We start from the raw sequence: 15,765 nt of genomic DNA on the forward strand, positions 1-15,765 counted from the left end.
ACGCTGCATCGGTCAACCCTCGTCAAAAGAAGCCGCGCCGATCCGGATCGTGAAGCGGGTCAGGCGTTTTCTGCGTCAGGCGCAATATGCCTTGGTTGTCAAAATAAAAGTTGTACATCATGTACCAGACGTTCGCCTCCATGTATCGATAAGTCCACACTTGTCGCTTCATCAATGGAAAGTAGGACGTTTCGACCGGACGGCCAAAATTGAGGAGCACATCCTTTTGCGTCCATGTGCCGATCTGGGCTTTGTAGAACTCGTTTTCGTCGAGTACCTGCCGCACGCTCACGATCTTTCCCGATGCGTCGATGTCAGCCGCGGTGGTGGTTTCGCCAAAGGGCTGCGTGGGCCACATCAGGCGGCGGCCACCGTCGGGCAGGTCATAGACTTCTTTCGGCGGTCCGAGCCTCGCCGTTACCGTCGATGCGTCCGCGCCCGCCTGGTAGTTTTGCCACGGCTGCGCGCAGGCGCTTAGCATGAGCGCGAGGGTTATCGCCGCAGCGGGGGTTCGCAGAGTCTTGCTCAGCATTGAAGCCTCCTTCGTACTTGTGTCCACAGAGTTCGCGGGTTCTTTTCGGTCGTCGCTTATTTTGACACGCGCGTGTTTGTGGAGGCGTGGCGGCTGGTTTTTTTGAGAAACGCCCGGCAGCGGATCAATATTCCATATCGCTTGCGTGTTGCGGATTTATTGCGCGCGGTCTGCCGCTCGGCCTATGATCCGCCGTTCGGGTTTTTTACGCATTTCGCGTTCTTTTTTTCGCTCCTTTCGGAGGCCGTTTGCTTCTTTGCGATTTTGGGTCGGTCAGGCCCGCGGGGCGAAGGTTTTATCGCGCTTGTCATGGGACCGTGATTCGGTTGCTCACGTTCATCAGTTTTCTAATCCTGGGCGTCGTCCCCGCATTTGCTGCCTCGAATGCTCCCATCCGCATCGCGATGATCGAAGGGATGTCGGGTCCCTTCGCTAACGCGGGAGCTGCCGTCGAGCGCAATCTGCGCTTCGGTATCGAACGCGTCAATGCGAACGGCGGTGTCATCCTGCCCGACGGCGCGCATCCGCTCGAACTCGTCGTGCTTGACGGAAAGGGCAGCAGCGAAGCCAGCCTCATCCAGTTGCGCGCCGCCATCGATCAAAATATCGGCTTCGTCGCGCAAGGAAATAGCTCGGCAGTCGCCGCCGCGCTCGTCGATGCCATCAACAAGCAAAATGAACGCGATCCGCAACATCGCGTGGTCTTTCTCAACTATTCCGCCGACGATCCCGCCCTCACTAACGACGACTGCAGCTTCTGGCACTTTCGCTTCGATGCCCATGCAGGCATGCGCATGAATGCACTCGCCGATGTCATCCAGCGCGATAAATCAGTGAAAAAGGTCTATTTGCTCAACCAGGATTACAGCTTCGGCCACGATGTCAGCCGCGAAGCCCAACGCGCGCTGAAGGAGCGACGGCCGGACATCGAGATCGTCGGAGACGAATTTCATCCGATCGGTCGGGTGAAGGACTTCGCGCCGTACATTGCCAAGATTCGCGCAAGTGGCGCCGATGCGGTCATCACCGGCAACTGGGGGAACGACCTCACGCTGTTGGTCAAAGCGGCCCGCGAGCAGGGCCTCGACACGCGCTTTTACACCTTCTATGGCAACAGCCTTGGCGCTCCCGCCGCGCTGGGCGACGCCGGCGTAAAACGCGTGATAGCGGTCGCCGACTGGCATCCGAACGCGGGTGGCGCGACCTCCGACGCTTACTATCAGTCATTCCGGACGCGCTTTCCCGCGGCGGCCGACGACTATTTGTTCCTGCGCATGCCGCTGATGATCGAAATGCTCGCGAGGGCCATGCAGCAGGCCCGCAGCGCCGACCCGACCGCGGTCGCACACGCGCTCGAGGGCATGAAATTCGACAACGGTTTCCAGTCGATCGAGATGCGCCAGGCCGATCATCAGGCGATCCAGCCCCTTTACGTGATGGAGATGGACAAGGCAGGTACGCCAGGGGTCCACTTCGATAACGAAGGCTCGGGGTTCGGCTTTCGGACGCTGCTGAAAATCCCCGCCGCCGATACCGCCATGCCGACCACCTGTCAGATGAAGCGACCGTGAGCAACGACGATGAAACCGGCGCGAGTTCTTAATCCCACGCCTATTGCGCCGTTTCATCCCGTGCTTTCCGCCAGCTTCGATGACGAAACGTGCTGTGCTATAATTCGCGACTTGCCGGATGCTGGGTCCCATGAATCGGGACCTTTTCGGTAAGTAATCGTAGAGATGTAGACCACGTAACTGAAACTGAAAACCCACGGCACGGCCATTCTTCCGTGACCGCCTGTCAGTTCCCAAGGAAAAGCAAATGACCACTGTAGCTGCTGCAAAGAAGTCCGACGTCGTCGCAGAATATGCGCGCGCCGCAAATGATACCGGCTCGCCAGAAGTGCAAGTTGCACTGCTCACGACCCGCATCAACGAACTCACGGTTCACTTCAAAGCCCACACGAAGGATCACCACAGCCGCCGTGGCCTGCTGCGCATGGTGAGCCGTCGTCGTAAGCTGCTCGACTACCTGAAGGGCAAAGACGCCGATCGTTATCGCACCCTGATCGAGAAGCTGGGCCTGCGTAAGTAAGCGGCTAGTCAGCGGCAAGCGCCTGCAACGAAATGCCTGTGTCAGTTTGCTGATACAGGCATTTTGTTTTTGAACGGCGCGCTATTTGTTCAGTGGGTTCGGTTTTCAGCGGTGGATTTGGTCGTTGTGGACCCGCGCGCTGGAGCAGAATCAATGAGGACGCGGTAAAACAGTTTCAGAAATAGCCGTTCAAGAAACAGCAGTTCCAGAAACACCAGGAAGCACTGAAGGCTTGCATTAAAGCCAACCCCGGATCGGAAACCGATTCGACCACAGGGCCGGGCCTCGTGGCAGAGCTTTGTGTCATTCCAGCGCGTCATGCGCGTAGCGTGTCGTGTTGCGTTGGAATGACATACATCCCTCTCTCGCGTGGTTCCGGTTATCGCTTGGCTTCGCGTTTCAATGGCGTACGACGGGCTCCGGAAGCTCCGGTGCTCATCGCGAGTCCGCGCCACGAAGCGGCGAGGCATAACGAAGAAGGAGTCAGAATGTTTAAAAAGATCGTCAAGGAATTCAAGTGGGGACAACACAACGTCCGTCTGGAAACGGGTGAAATCGCCCGTCAGGCCGGCGGTGCAGTGATCGTCAATGTGGAAGATACGGTGGTGCTCGCGACGGTCGTCGGCGCGAAAACGGCAAAGCCGGGCCAGGATTTCTTCCCGCTGACCGTTGATTATCTGGAAAAGACCTACGCAGCCGGCAAGATTCCCGGCGGCTTTTTCCGTCGCGAAGGTCGTCCGTCGGAAGGCGAAACACTGATCTCGCGCCTGATCGACCGGCCTTTGCGCCCGCTGTTCCCGGAAGGCTTCTACAACGAAGTCCAGGTCGTGATTCACGTTCTGTCGCTGAATCCTGACGTTCCGGCCGACATTCCCGCGCTGATCGGCGCGTCGGCGGCACTTGCTATCTCTGGCCTGCCGTTCAATGGCCCGGTTGGCGCGGCACGCGTGGCCTACATCAACAACGAATTCGTGTTGAACCCGACGCGTCCGCAAATGAAGGAATCAGCGCTCGACCTGATCGTCGCCGGTACCGAGCGGGCCGTGTTGATGGTGGAATCGGAAGCGCAGCAACTGAGCGAAGAAATCATGCTGGCCGCGGTGGTGTTCGGTCACGACCAGATGCAAATCGCTATCGATGCAATCCATGAACTGGTTGCCGAAGGCGGCAAGCCGGAATGGGACTGGACGCCGGCGCCGAAGAACGAGCCGCTGATCGCACGCGTGGCGGAACTGGCGCAAGCCGATCTGCTCGCCGTCTATCAGATCCGCGACAAGTCGGCGCGCACCGCCAAGCTGAAGGAAGTCTATGCGGCGACCACGGCCAAGCTGGCAGAAGATGCAGCTGCGGCCGGCACGATCCCCGCTGACAAGGCGACGGTCGGCAACGTGATGTTCGACATCGAAGCGAAGATCGTTCGTACGCAAATCCTGAACGGCGAACCGCGTATCGACGGTCGCGACACCCGCACGGTTCGTCCGATCGAAATCCGCACGGGCGTACTGCCGCGTACCCACGGCTCGGCGCTGTTCACGCGCGGCGAAACGCAAGCACTGGTCATCGCGACGCTGGGCACGAAGGGCGACGAGCAGAACATCGACGCGCTCGAAGGCGAGTATCGCGAGCGCTTCATGCTTCACTACAACATGCCTCCTTTCGCGACTGGCGAAACGGGCCGCGTCGGTTCGCCGAAGCGCCGTGAAATCGGTCACGGCCGCCTGGCCAAGCGCGCGTTGATGGCGTGTCTGCCGAGTGCCGACGAATTCGGCTACTCGATCCGCGTGGTGTCGGAAATCACGGAATCGAACGGTTCTTCGTCGATGGCATCGGTCTGCGGCGGCTGTCTCGCACTGATGGATGCAGGCGTGCCAATGAAGGCGCACGTCGCGGGCATCGCAATGGGCCTGATCCTCGAAGGCAACAAGTTCGCGGTTCTTACGGACATCTTGGGCGACGAAGATCACCTCGGCGACATGGACTTCAAGGTGGCGGGCACGGCGCAAGGCGTGACGGCACTGCAGATGGACATCAAGATCCAGGGCATCACGAAGGAAATCATGCAGGTCGCGCTCGCGCAGGCGAAGGAAGGCCGCATGCATATCCTCGGCAAGATGACCACGGCGGTTCCGGGTACGAACACGAACCTGTCCGACTACGCGCCGCGCATGATCACCATGAAGATCAATCCGGAAAAGATCCGCGACGTGATCGGCAAGGGCGGTTCGGTGATCCGCGCGCTGACCGAAGAAACCAACACGACCATCGATATTTCGGACGACGGCGTGGTGACCATCGCGAGCACGAGCAGCGAAGGCATGGCGGAAGCGAAGAAGCGCATCGAAAACATCACGGCCGAAGTGGAAGTGGGCCAGGTGTATGAAGGTCCGGTGCTGAAGTTGCTGGATTTCGGCGCGATCATCAATATCCTGCCGGGTAAGGATGGTCTGCTGCACATCTCGGAAATCGTCAATGAGCGCATCAAGGACATTAACGATTACCTGAAGGAAGGCCAGATCGTTAAGGTCAAGGTCATCCAGACGGACGAAAAGGGTCGCGTGCGCTTGTCAGCGAAGGCACTGCTTGCCGAAGGCGGCGAGCCGATTCAACCGATCCAGCCGCAGCAGTAAGGCGGTCGATCAGATGGCCGGCGCGTGTTGTTTTGCGCGCCGGCCGTTTTTAGCTATTGACTCGATGGCTTTGCGGGTTTGTGATGAAGGTCCGCAACAGGGCCTGCAATAAGGTCCGCAAAGCCATCTGGTTTGTTGCTCGTAGAAATTTGTACCGGCCTATATGCCGCACGACAACTCAAACGCCACTCGAAGGAATCAGCCCATGAAAGCGATCGAAATCACCGAGTTTGGCGCGCCGGAAGTGTTGAAGCTCGGCGAACGGCCCATGCCCGAGCCGAAGACGGGCGAAGTGCTGATCAAGGTTGCAGCGTCGGGCGTGAACCGGCCGGACGTTATGCAGCGCAGGGGCGGATATGCGCCGCCGCCGGGAGCATCGGATTTGCCGGGGTTGGAAGTGGCGGGCGTTATCGTGGGCGGCGATCTCGATCCAAAGCGCAACCCGTTTGGCCTGGCAGTGGGCGATCGCGTGTGCGCGTTGCTTGCGGGCGGCGGCTATGCTGAATATGCGTGTGCACCGCTCGAGCAATGCCTGCCGGTCCCGAAAGGCTTGTCCGATATCGAGGCGGCATCCTTGCCGGAAACGTTCTTCACGGTCTGGAGCAATGTGTTCGAGCGTGCGCACTTGGGGCGCGGCGAGAATGGCGCTGAAGAAACGCTTTTGATCCAGGGTGGTTCGAGTGGTATTGGCGTGACGGCTATTCAGATTGCGAAGGCGCTGGGGCATCGCGTGTTCGTCACAGCCGGCACCGACGAAAAATGCCGCGCGTGCGAACAACTCGGTGCGGAGCGCGCAATCAACTACAAGACCGAAGATTTCGTCGATGTCGTGAAGTCGCTGACGAACGATCGCGGCGTCGATGTCATTCTCGACATGGTTGCCGGCGATTATGTGCCGCGCGAACTGAAGGCGCTGGCGGACGGCGGCCGGCTTGTGATCATCGCGATGCTGGGCGGCATGAAAGCTGAGATCAATCTCAACGACGTGCTTCGCCGGCGTCTCGTGATTACAGGTTCCACCCTGCGTCCGCGCTCTGTTGGATTCAAGGGCAGGATCGCGGCGGAACTCAAGTCGCGCGTGTGGCCGGAGATCGAGGCTGGGCATATCAAGCCGGTCATTCATCAGGTTTTTCCGGCGAGTCAGGCCGATAAAGCGCACGCGACGATGGAAGGCGGCGCCCATATCGGCAAGCTTGTACTGGACTGGAGTCAGGTTGCTTGAGAAGGTTGCAGGAGCGTCAAGCGGCGGGCGGTAGCCGCCGAGTTTGACCGCTTTCGGGCGGGCACAGTAAAATCGCAAGTTGTGCAGGTGGCTTGCATCGGAAGTTTGCACTTCGCTTAACCACTTTCACTACTGAGCAGGCTAGCTCCTGTCATGAGGCCTATGCCACAAGAACAAGTGCGACGCGCGAAACTCATCGTTGGAAACTGGAAGATGCATGGTCGTCAGGTCGAAAACAGGCCTTTGCTCGTGGCGATTGCCAGCGGAGCAGCGACGTTGCAGAAAGGCGTGCGCGCGGCAGTGTGCGTTCCCGCACCCTATCTTGCGCAAGCGCAAGCGCTGCTGGCCCGATCGGTCGTGACGTGGGGCGTGCAGGACGTTTCCGAACACCTCGAAGGTGCGTTTACCGGCGAGGTTTCTGCGGGCATGGCAGTGGATTTTGGCGCCACATACGCGATTGTCGGTCACTCGGAGCGCCGCGCTTACCATGGCGAGCGGTCTGATCTGGTCGCGGTGAAAGCGCGACGCGCACTTGACGCCGGCCTGACGCCGATTGTCTGTGTGGGCGAAACGCTCGAACAACATGACCATGGTTCGGCGGAGCAAGTCGTCGGCGCCCAACTCGATGCGGTGTTGCAGGTGTTGAGCGACGAACAGGCGGTGAAGATCGTGGTCGCGTATGAACCCGTGTGGGCGATCGGAACGGGGAAAAGCGCGACGGCAGCGGAGGCGCAACGGATTCACGCGTTCTTGCGCTCGCGGCTGGAAGGGAGGGGCGCCGCGAATGTGTCGGTGTTATACGGCGGCAGCGTCAAGCCGGAGAACGCCGCAGAGCTGTTTGCGCAACAGGATATTGACGGCGGGTTGGTCGGCGGCGCAGCGCTGGAGTCGAATTGCTTTCTTGCAGTTTGTCAGGCTGCGCAAAGCGTGTCGGTTTAGTGTCGGTTTGGTGTTGACTTAAGTGCCTTATGTAACTGGCTTACTCAACCGCCGATTTTAGCTTTCTAAATTGTAAGCAATAAAGCGCGGCGCAGCGGTGCCGTGTGACCATTAAAGATTCAGGTGAACGCAATGCTGTATTTAAAGACTTTGATTATCGTCGTGCAGTTGTTGTCGGCGTTTGGTGTCATCGGGCTGGTTTTGCTGCAGCACGGGAAGGGCGCGGACATGGGTGCGGCATTCGGCAGCGGCGCGTCGGGCAGCTTGTTCGGTGCGACGGGGTCCGCCAACTTTTTGTCACGCACGACGGCTGTTCTGGCCGCCGTGTTTTTCATCTCGACCCTCACCCTTACGTACCTCGGCAGCTATAAGTCTGCGCCGTCGGCTGGCGTCCTGGGTGCCGCGACCGTGAGTGCGCCGGTATCGGGTGCGGCGGCTTCGGCTGGGTCTGCGGTCGTTCCTGCATCAGGTTCAGCAGCGATTCCGTCGTCGGTTCCGGGCTCAGACGTTCCGAAATAATTTTCGCGTGGATCGCTTTTTGTGCGTTGAACAAACTGATTAAGCCAGTTATAATTCAAGTCTTGAAGCGATTCGCGGTTAATAGAAGTTGTTTTACCGCATTGCAGACAGTGCCGACGTGGTGAAATTGGTAGACACGCTATCTTGAGGGGGTAGTGGCGAAAGCTGTGCGAGTTCGAGTCTCGCCGTCGGCACCATAAGATTTATCCAATGCCAGCCGCATGCATTGCTTCGGCTGGCATTGTCACTTCTGGCGTGTATTGTGAGCGAATCTCGTTCGCGTTACCGTCCGGGTTGAATTCAGAAGTGAAAGCGGTCAGGTGGTCTATCCTGGCCGGCATACCAAGTCAAACCGATTTGAGGATAGTTGTGAATCTCTCAGCCTATTATCCCGTCTTGCTGTTCCTTATCGTAGGCACCGGTCTGGGTATTGCACTGGTCAGCATCGGTAAGATCCTCGGCCCCAACAAGCCTGACACTGAGAAAAACGCACCGTACGAGTGTGGCTTCGAGGCATTCGAAGACGCGCGGATGAAGTTCGATGTACGTTACTATCTCGTCGCCATTCTTTTCATTATTTTCGATCTTGAAACCGCGTTCCTGTTTCCGTGGGGCGTGGCTCTGCGCGACATCGGCTGGCCTGGTTTCTTGTCGATGATGGTTTTTCTGCTCGAGTTCCTGCTTGGTTTCGCCTACATCTGGAGAAAGGGCGGGCTGGACTGGGAGTGACGGGTCAAGGATCACGGGATTGCTGGGCAGCTATGGCTGGCTGCTCATCTGGAGCGAAAGCATGAGTATCGAAGGGGTCTTGAAAGAAGGCTTTGTCACCACTACGGCTGACAAGCTGATCAACTGGACGCGCACGGGTTCCTTGTGGCCCATGACGTTCGGTCTTGCGTGTTGTGCGGTCGAAATGATGCACGCGGGTGCGGCGCGCTACGACCTGGACAGGTTCGGCGTGGTGTTTCGCCCGAGTCCGCGGCAGTCGGACGTGATGATCGTCGCCGGCACGCTGTGCAATAAGATGGCGCCGGCGCTGCGCAAGGTCTATGACCAGATGGCCGAGCCGCGCTGGGTGATTTCAATGGGTTCGTGCGCGAACGGCGGTGGCTATTACCACTATTCGTATTCCGTCGTGCGAGGATGCGATCGTATCGTTCCAGTTGACGTCTACGTGCCCGGATGTCCGCCCACAGCGGAGGCGCTTGTCTACGGCGTGATCCAGTTGCAGGCGAAGATTCGCCGGACCAACACGATCGCCCGCCAGTAATCAGGGTAAGAGCGTGGGACACAAGCGCAGGATAAAAAACGCGGCAGAATAAGCGTTGCGACCCGTTCAACAGCGTCTTCATAGCACCACCAAGGCCTGAGCCTCCCAATATATGGCAACTAAACTCGAGACCCTGAAAGCGAACCTCGAGGCGGCGTTCGGCGACCGCCTGCAGAGCATCACCGAGTCGCTCGGGCAGTTGACTATCGTTGTCACGGCAGCGAACTACGCCGACGTCGCGCTCAAATTGCGTGACGACCGGTCGCTCGGCTTCGAGCAGCTCGTCGACCTTTGCGGCGTCGATTACTCCGCATACGGTGACGGCGCCTACGAAGGCCCGCGTTTTGCCGCCGTCCTCCATCTTCTTTCGATCGCGAACAACTGGCGCGTGCGCGTGCGTGTATTTGCACCGGATGACGAAGTGCCGATCGTGCCGTCTGTCGTCGATGTCTGGTCTTCGTCAAACTGGTATGAGCGTGAAGCGTTCGACTTGTTTGGCATCGTGTTCGAAGGGCATCCCGACCTGCGCCGCATTCTCACCGACTATGGTTTCATCGGCCATCCGTTTCGCAAGGACTTCCCGGTTTCCGGCTATGTCGAAATGCGTTACGACCCGGAAGAGAAGCGCGTCGTTTATCAGCCAGTGACGATCGAGCCGCGCGAAATTACGCCGCGCGTGATCCGCGAGGACCGCTATGGCGGTCTGAAACACTAAGAGAACGCCATGGCAGAGATCAAGAATTACACGCTCAATTTCGGCCCGCAGCACCCGGCCGCGCACGGCGTGCTGCGCCTCGTGCTCGAACTCGACGGTGAAGTGATCCAGCGCGCCGATCCGCATATCGGCTTGCTGCATCGCGCGACCGAAAAGCTCGCGGAAACGAAAACGTTTATCCAGTCCGTGCCGTACATGGACCGCCTCGACTACGTGTCGATGATGGTCAACGAGCACGGCTATGTGATGGCGATCGAGAAGCTGCTCGGTATCGACATCCCGGTTCGCGCCAAATATATCCGCGTGCTGTTTGACGAAGTCACGCGCGTGCTGAACCACCTGATGTGGATCGGCTCGCACGCGCTCGACGTCGGCGCCATGGCGGTGTTCTTGTACGCCTTTCGCGAGCGCGAAGATTTGATGGACGTGTACGAGGCCGTATCCGGCGCGCGTATGCACGCGGCTTATTATCGGCCGGGCGGTGTGTATCGCGACCTTCCTGACTCAATGCCGCAGTACAAGGCGTCGAAAATCCGCAATGCGAAGGCGTTGTCGCGGATGAACGAAACACGCCAGGGCTCGTTGCTCGACTTCCTCGACGACTTCTTCGCGCGCTTTCCGAAGTGCGTGGACGAGTATGAAACCCTGCTCACCGATAACCGCATCTGGAAGCAGCGTCTGGTCGGTATCGGCGTGGTCAGTCCGGAGCGCGCGCTGCAGCTCGGCATGACCGGCGCAATGCTGCGTGGCTCGGGTATTGAATGGGATCTGCGCAAGAAGCAGCCGTATGAAGTTTACGACCAACTGGACTTCGATATCCCGGTCGGCGTGAACGGCGACTGCTATGACCGTTATCTCGTGCGCGTGGAAGAAATGCGTCAGTCCACCCGTATCGCGAAACAGTGCATTGAGTGGCTTCGTAAGAATCCGGGCCCGGTGATGGTTGACAATCACAAGGTTGCGCCGCCGTCGCGCATGGGCATGAAGACCAACATGGAAGAGCTGATTCACCACTTCAAGCTCTTCACTGAAGGCTTCCATGTTCCGGAAGGCGAGACGTATGCAGCCGTTGAGCATCCGAAGGGCGAGTTCGGCATTTATCTGATCTCGGATGGCGCGAACAAGCCGTATCGGTTGAAGATTCGTGCGCCGGGTTATGCGCACCTTGCTTCGCTCGACGAAATGGCGCGTGGCCACATGATCGCGGATGCCGTGACGATCATCGGTACGCAGGACATCGTGTTTGGTGAGATCGACCGCTGAGATGAGCGCCGCGCACACAAGCAGACCCAGTCAGCGGGCGCGCGCAGCAGCATTCGTATCCAAAGCGAACCAACAACAGCAGGACGTCAGGTCTGTCGCACCAGCAGGACGCGGCGGGTTTTCGTTCGGTAGGAACTGAAAAAAGAGTCGTGTCTGAAATGATCTCAGCTGAAGGCTTGAAAGAAATCGATCGCGCGATCGCGAAGTATCCCGTGGAGCAGAAACAGTCCGCGGTGATGTCGGCGTTGGCCGTCGCTCAGGAAGAGCACGGCTGGTTGTCGCCGGAACTCATGCAGTACGTGGCGGACTATCTCAGCATGCCGGCCGTGGCCGTGCAGGAAGTGGCGACGTTCTACACCATGTACAACACCTCGCCAGTCGGCAAGTACAAGATCACGCTGTGTACGAACCTGCCGTGCCAACTGGGGCCCGATGGCGGCTCGGAAAGCGCAGCGGAATACCTGAAGCAAAAGCTCGGAATCGGCTTTGGTGAAACCACCGCCGACGGCAAGTTCACCTTGAAAGAAGGCGAATGCTTCGGCGCGTGCGGCGATGCACCTGTGTTGCTCGTGAACAATCATCGTATGTGCAGTTTCATGAGTCGCGAGCGCATCGACACGCTCCTCGAGGAACTATCGAAATGACGTCTCTCCACGATCGCCACATCCAACCCCTGATTCTCGCCGGCCTTAACGGCGAGAACTGGCACCTCGAAGACTATGTGGCGCGCGGCGGTTACGCCCAGCTGCGACGCATTCTCGAAGAAAAAATTCCGCAGGAACAGGTCATCGCCGACGTGAAAGCGTCGGGTCTGCGTGGCCGGGGCGGTGCGGGTTTCCCGACCGGCCTCAAGTGGAGTTTCATGCCGCGTCAGTTCCCGGGGCAAAAGTATCTCGTCTGCAACTCGGACGAAGGCGAACCGGGCACGTTCAAGGATCGCGACATCCTGCGCTGGAATCCGCACTCGCTGATCGAAGGCATGGCCATCGGCGCGTACGCAATGGGCATCACGGTCGGCTACAACTATATTCACGGCGAGATTTTCGAGACCTATCGGATCTTCGAGCAGGCGCTTGAAGAAGCGCGTGCCGCGGGTTATCTCGGTGCGAATATCCTGGGCTCGGGCTTCTCATTCGAGTTGCACGCGCATCACGGCTACGGCGCTTATATTTGCGGCGAAGAAACCGCGTTGCTCGAATCGCTGGAAGGCAAGAAAGGCCAGCCGCGCTTCAAGCCGCCTTTCCCGGCGAGCTTCGGCGTGTACGGCAAGCCCACCACGATCAACAACACGGAAACGTTCGCGGCGGTGCCGTTCCTGCTGGCCATCGGTCCGCAGAAGTATCTTGAGATTGGCCGGCCGAACAACGGCGGCACGAAGATTTTCTCGGTCGCCGGCGACGTCAATTTTCCGGGCAACTTCGAAGTCCCGCTCGGCACGTCGTTCGCGACCTTGCTCGAACTGGCTGGCGGCGTGCGCGGCAAGTCGGTGAAAGCGGTGATCCCGGGTGGATCGTCGGCGCCGGTGATTCCGGGCGAGATCATGTTGAACACCGACATGGACTACGACGCGATCGCGAAGGCCGGGTCGATGCTGGGCTCCGGTGCGGTCATCGTCATGAACGAAACGCGCTGCATGGTGCGTTCGCTCGAGCGCCTGTCGTACTTCTACTACGAGGAATCGTGCGGTCAATGCACGCCTTGTCGCGAGGGTACGGGCTGGCTGTATCGCGTGGTGCATCGGATCGAACATGGACTCGGACGCAAGGAAGATCTGGATCTGCTGAACTCGGTCGCCGAAAACATCATGGGCCGCACCATTTGTGCTCTCGGCGACGCGGCGGCCATGCCGGTGCGCGGCATGCTGAAGCATTTCTGGGACGAATTCGAATATCACGTCGAGCATAAACATTGTCTCGTCGACGGGCACGCGCATCATGCGCCGGCGTCCGAAGCGCTTACCGCGTGATCAGTGATCAGGCCAAGGACCATTCCCCATCATGGTTGAACTAGAAATTGACGGCAAAAGCGTAGAAGTACCTGAAGGCAGCATGGTGATCCAGGCTGCTCACAAGGTCGATACGTACATTCCGCACTTTTGCTATCACAAGAAACTGTCCATCGCGGCGAACTGCCGGATGTGCCTGGTCGAAGTCGAGAAGATGCCGAAGGCCGTTCCGGCTTGTGCCACGCCGGTGTCGGCGGGGATGATCGTGCGAACGAAATCCGACAAGGCCGTGAAGGCGCAACAGTCGGTGATGGAATTCCTGCTGATCAACCACCCGCTCGATTGCCCGATCTGCGACCAGGGCGGCGAGTGTCAGTTGCAAGATCTGGCGGTAGGTTACGGCAAGTCGCAGTCGCGCTACAACGAAGACAAGCGCGTGGTGTTCCACAAGAACGTCGGACCGCTGATCTCGATGGAAGAGATGACGCGCTGCATTCATTGCACGCGTTGCGTTCGTTTCGGTCAGGAAGTCGCCGGCGTGATGGAACTCGGCATGCTGGGTCGGGGCGAGCATTCGGAAATCACGTCGTTTGTCGGCAAGACGGTGGACTCGGAACTGTCGGGCAACATGATCGACCTGTGCCCGGTCGGCGCGTTGACGAGCAAGCCGTTCCGCTACAGCGCCCGGACGTGGGAACTGTCGCGCCGCAAGTCGATCAGCCCGCACGACTCCGTCGGTGCGAATCTGGTCGTGCAGGTGAAGAACAATCGCGTGATGCGCGTCCTGCCGATGGAAAACGAAGCCATCAACGAATGCTGGATTTCGGACAAGGATCGCTTTTCGTACGAAGCGCTGAACAGCGAAGAACGTCTCACGAAGCCCATGCTCAAGCAGGACGGCAAGTGGATCGAGACCGACTGGCAAACGGCGCTGGAATACGTGGCAAAGGGCATCAAGGGCATTACGGCGGATCATGGCGCGAACCAGATCGCTGCTTTGGCCACGCCGCATAGCACCGTGGAAGAGTTGTATTTGCTCAAGCAGTTCGCGGAAGGCGTTGGTACGCCGAACATCGATTTCCGTCTGCGTCAAAGCGATTTCTCGGCACCGTTGGTGGACGAAGCGCCGTGGCTCGGCGTGAAGATCGCGGACCTGACGAACGTGGATTCGGCGCTGGTCGTGGGCTCGTTCCTGCGTCGCGATCACCCGTTGCTGGCCGCACGCCTGCGCGCCGCGAGCAAAGGCGGCGCGAAAATTACTTTCCTGCAAGCCACGAACGACGATTCGCTGATCCCTGCTTCGTATCGCGTGGTTGCGGCGCCTTCGGAATGGCTCGATCGGCTTGCCAGCCTGGCTGCGGCTGTGTCGGAAGCACGTGGCGTCGAGTTGCCGGAAGCCTTCGCGGGGCGTGAGGCATCGCCGATTGCAAAGGACGTCGCGGCTTCGCTGTCGACTGGCGAAAATCGCTTGCTGCTGCTCGGCAACAGCGCGGTGCAGCATCCCGAGTTCGCTCAGATCCAGGCGGTGTGCCAGTGGATCGCGGACAACACGGGTGCCACGCTCGGTTATCTGACGGAAGCGGCGAACACGGTTGGTGCGCATCTCGTCGATGCACTCCCGGGCGAGGGCGGCCTGAACGCTCGCGAAGTATTCGAGCAGCCGCGCAAAGGCTACGTGCTCTTCAACGTCGAACCTGAATTCGATACCGCGAATCCCGCTCAGGCGCTGGCTGCATTGAAGCAGGCGGAAATGGTCGTCGCATTGTCGGCGTTCAAGCACGGCGCCGATTACGCCGACGTGCTCCTGCCGATCGCGCCGTTCACGGAAACATCGGGCACGTTCGTGAACGCTGAAGGTACGGTACAGGCGTTCAACGGCGTAGTGCGTCCGCTCGGCGACACGCGTCCGGGCTGGAAAGTGTTGCGCGTGCTGGGCAGCATTCTCGGCCTGAAGGGTATCGAGTTCGACACGTCAGAAGAAGTTCGCGATGCCGCCTTGGGTGCTGGCGACCTGACATCGCGTTTGTCGAACAAGTCGCAGGTCGTGGCCAAGCGCGCCGTTGCGGCTGTTGCGAAAAAGGAAGGCAGCTACGAACGCCTCGCTGACACGCCGATCTATCATGCCGATGCGCTGTCGCGCCGTGCCCAATCGCTGCATCTGACGGTTGCTGCACGCGACGCAAACCAGATTGGGTTGCCGACGTCGCTGTTCGACAAGCTGGGCTTGAAAAATGGTGACGCAGTGCGCGTCGTGCAGGGCAATCTCGCGGTGGTCCTGCCGGCGGTTCGCGACGCGAATCTGGCGGAAAGCGTAGTGCGGGTATCGGCGGGAACGGCGGCTGGCGCGGCGCTCGGGCCTCTGTTCGGTGAACTGCTTGTGGAGAAGGCGTAAATGGGCTTGTTCGATACGATCAACGCAGGCGGGACGGAGATCCTCGGGGTTGCCTGGCCGACGGTCTGGGCCGTGGTGCGCATCCTCGTGGTTTCGGTGGTGATCCTGCTGTGCGTCGCGTACCTGATTCTCTGGGAACGCAAGCTCATCGGCTGGATGCACGTGCGGCTCGGGCCGAATCGCGTGGGCCCGATGGGTCTTCTGCAGCCGATCGCCGACGTGCTGAAGCTGCTGCTGAAAGAAGTGATTC

General features: G+C 59.3%; 16 protein-coding genes and 1 tRNA gene. 16 read left to right on the plus strand and 1 reads right to left on the minus strand.

Annotated features, from left to right (window positions below):
* Positions 1-22: 22 nt before the first annotated feature.
* On the minus strand, positions 23-532 hold the full coding sequence (locus WCA53_RS12220; protein WP_423909950.1) for a hypothetical protein: 510 nt from the start codon (positions 530-532) through the stop codon (positions 23-25).
* Positions 533-604: 72 nt separating this feature from the next.
* Here WCA53_RS12220 and WCA53_RS12225 point away from each other — a divergent pair, with 72 nt between their 5' ends.
* The 16 genes from WCA53_RS12225 to WCA53_RS12300 form a co-directional block, all read left to right on the plus strand.
* Positions 605-853: a hypothetical protein gene (locus WCA53_RS12225; RefSeq protein ID WP_423909953.1), complete on the plus strand. Its 249-nt coding sequence runs from the start codon at positions 605-607 to the stop codon at positions 851-853.
* A 5-nt stretch (positions 854-858) separates the two neighbouring features.
* Positions 859-2,103 (plus strand): branched-chain amino acid ABC transporter substrate-binding protein, encoded by a 1,245-nt coding sequence (locus tag WCA53_RS12230; RefSeq protein WP_423909958.1) that lies wholly within the window; start codon positions 859-861, stop codon positions 2,101-2,103.
* Positions 2,104-2,350: 247 nt separating this feature from the next.
* The gene (rpsO, locus tag WCA53_RS12235; RefSeq protein ID WP_423909961.1) at positions 2,351-2,623 is read left to right on the plus strand and encodes a 30S ribosomal protein S15; all 273 of its coding nucleotides are present in this window, start codon (positions 2,351-2,353) and stop codon (positions 2,621-2,623) included.
* A gap of 488 nt (positions 2,624-3,111) precedes the next feature.
* Entirely contained in the window at positions 3,112-5,250 is a 2,139-nt protein-coding gene (gene pnp, locus WCA53_RS12240; protein ID WP_423909964.1) for a polyribonucleotide nucleotidyltransferase, read from the plus strand.
* A gap of 205 nt (positions 5,251-5,455) precedes the next feature.
* Complete coding sequence (locus WCA53_RS12245; RefSeq protein ID WP_423909967.1) at positions 5,456-6,472, plus strand: NAD(P)H-quinone oxidoreductase; 1,017 nt, start codon at positions 5,456-5,458, stop codon at positions 6,470-6,472.
* A gap of 162 nt (positions 6,473-6,634) precedes the next feature.
* Positions 6,635-7,411 (plus strand): triose-phosphate isomerase, encoded by a 777-nt coding sequence (tpiA, locus tag WCA53_RS12250; protein WP_423909971.1) that lies wholly within the window; start codon positions 6,635-6,637, stop codon positions 7,409-7,411.
* A gap of 132 nt (positions 7,412-7,543) precedes the next feature.
* Positions 7,544-7,930 (plus strand): preprotein translocase subunit SecG, encoded by a 387-nt coding sequence (secG, locus tag WCA53_RS12255; RefSeq protein ID WP_423909974.1) that lies wholly within the window; start codon positions 7,544-7,546, stop codon positions 7,928-7,930.
* A 112-nt stretch (positions 7,931-8,042) separates the two neighbouring features.
* Positions 8,043-8,127: transfer RNA gene (locus WCA53_RS12260), tRNA-Leu, on the plus strand.
* A gap of 172 nt (positions 8,128-8,299) precedes the next feature.
* Positions 8,300-8,659: an NADH-quinone oxidoreductase subunit A gene (locus WCA53_RS12265; protein ID WP_423909977.1), complete on the plus strand. Its 360-nt coding sequence runs from the start codon at positions 8,300-8,302 to the stop codon at positions 8,657-8,659.
* A 61-nt stretch (positions 8,660-8,720) separates the two neighbouring features.
* The gene (locus tag WCA53_RS12270; protein WP_006052903.1) at positions 8,721-9,200 is read left to right on the plus strand and encodes a NuoB/complex I 20 kDa subunit family protein; all 480 of its coding nucleotides are present in this window, start codon (positions 8,721-8,723) and stop codon (positions 9,198-9,200) included.
* Positions 9,201-9,312: 112 nt separating this feature from the next.
* Positions 9,313-9,915: an NADH-quinone oxidoreductase subunit C gene (locus tag WCA53_RS12275; RefSeq protein WP_423909992.1), complete on the plus strand. Its 603-nt coding sequence runs from the start codon at positions 9,313-9,315 to the stop codon at positions 9,913-9,915.
* A gap of 9 nt (positions 9,916-9,924) precedes the next feature.
* A complete protein-coding gene (locus WCA53_RS12280) occupies positions 9,925-11,178 on the plus strand; it encodes an NADH-quinone oxidoreductase subunit D (protein WP_423909995.1) in 1,254 nt (417 codons plus the stop codon).
* A gap of 158 nt (positions 11,179-11,336) precedes the next feature.
* The gene (nuoE, locus tag WCA53_RS12285; protein WP_423910009.1) at positions 11,337-11,822 is read left to right on the plus strand and encodes an NADH-quinone oxidoreductase subunit NuoE; all 486 of its coding nucleotides are present in this window, start codon (positions 11,337-11,339) and stop codon (positions 11,820-11,822) included.
* On the plus strand, positions 11,819-13,144 hold the full coding sequence (gene nuoF / locus WCA53_RS12290; protein WP_423909998.1) for an NADH-quinone oxidoreductase subunit NuoF: 1,326 nt from the start codon (positions 11,819-11,821) through the stop codon (positions 13,142-13,144). Before nuoE ends, nuoF begins: the two co-directional genes overlap by 4 nt.
* Before the next feature lie 31 nt (positions 13,145-13,175).
* The gene (nuoG, locus tag WCA53_RS12295; protein ID WP_423910002.1) at positions 13,176-15,515 is read left to right on the plus strand and encodes an NADH-quinone oxidoreductase subunit NuoG; all 2,340 of its coding nucleotides are present in this window, start codon (positions 13,176-13,178) and stop codon (positions 15,513-15,515) included.
* The coding region (locus WCA53_RS12300; protein WP_423910006.1) for an NADH-quinone oxidoreductase subunit H at positions 15,516-15,765 on the plus strand (250 nt) is incomplete at its 3' end. It lies immediately after the preceding gene.

The sequence above is a fragment of the Caballeronia sp. genome (assembly GCF_049581465.1).
GTDB lineage: Bacteria > Pseudomonadota > Gammaproteobacteria > Burkholderiales > Burkholderiaceae > Caballeronia.

Bases quoted from the DNA above. Each gene is read 5' to 3' on its own strand.
- WCA53_RS12220 (WP_423909950.1), bottom strand. From the start codon at position 532: ATGCTGAGCAAGACTCTGCGAACCCCCGCTGCGGCGATAACCCTCGCG.
- rpsO (WP_423909961.1), top strand. From the start codon at position 2,351: ATGACCACTGTAGCTGCTGCAAAGAAGTCCGACGTCGTCGCAGAATAT.
- pnp (WP_423909964.1), top strand. From the start codon at position 3,112: ATGTTTAAAAAGATCGTCAAGGAATTCAAGTGGGGACAACACAACGTC.
- WCA53_RS12245 (WP_423909967.1), top strand. From the start codon at position 5,456: ATGAAAGCGATCGAAATCACCGAGTTTGGCGCGCCGGAAGTGTTGAAG.
- tpiA (WP_423909971.1), top strand. From the start codon at position 6,635: ATGCCACAAGAACAAGTGCGACGCGCGAAACTCATCGTTGGAAACTGG.
- secG (WP_423909974.1), top strand. From the start codon at position 7,544: ATGCTGTATTTAAAGACTTTGATTATCGTCGTGCAGTTGTTGTCGGCG.
- WCA53_RS12270 (WP_006052903.1), top strand. From the start codon at position 8,721: ATGAGTATCGAAGGGGTCTTGAAAGAAGGCTTTGTCACCACTACGGCT.
- WCA53_RS12275 (WP_423909992.1), top strand. From the start codon at position 9,313: ATGGCAACTAAACTCGAGACCCTGAAAGCGAACCTCGAGGCGGCGTTC.
- WCA53_RS12280 (WP_423909995.1), top strand. From the start codon at position 9,925: ATGGCAGAGATCAAGAATTACACGCTCAATTTCGGCCCGCAGCACCCG.
- nuoE (WP_423910009.1), top strand. From the start codon at position 11,337: ATGATCTCAGCTGAAGGCTTGAAAGAAATCGATCGCGCGATCGCGAAG.
- nuoF (WP_423909998.1), top strand. From the start codon at position 11,819: ATGACGTCTCTCCACGATCGCCACATCCAACCCCTGATTCTCGCCGGC.
- nuoG (WP_423910002.1), top strand. From the start codon at position 13,176: ATGGTTGAACTAGAAATTGACGGCAAAAGCGTAGAAGTACCTGAAGGC.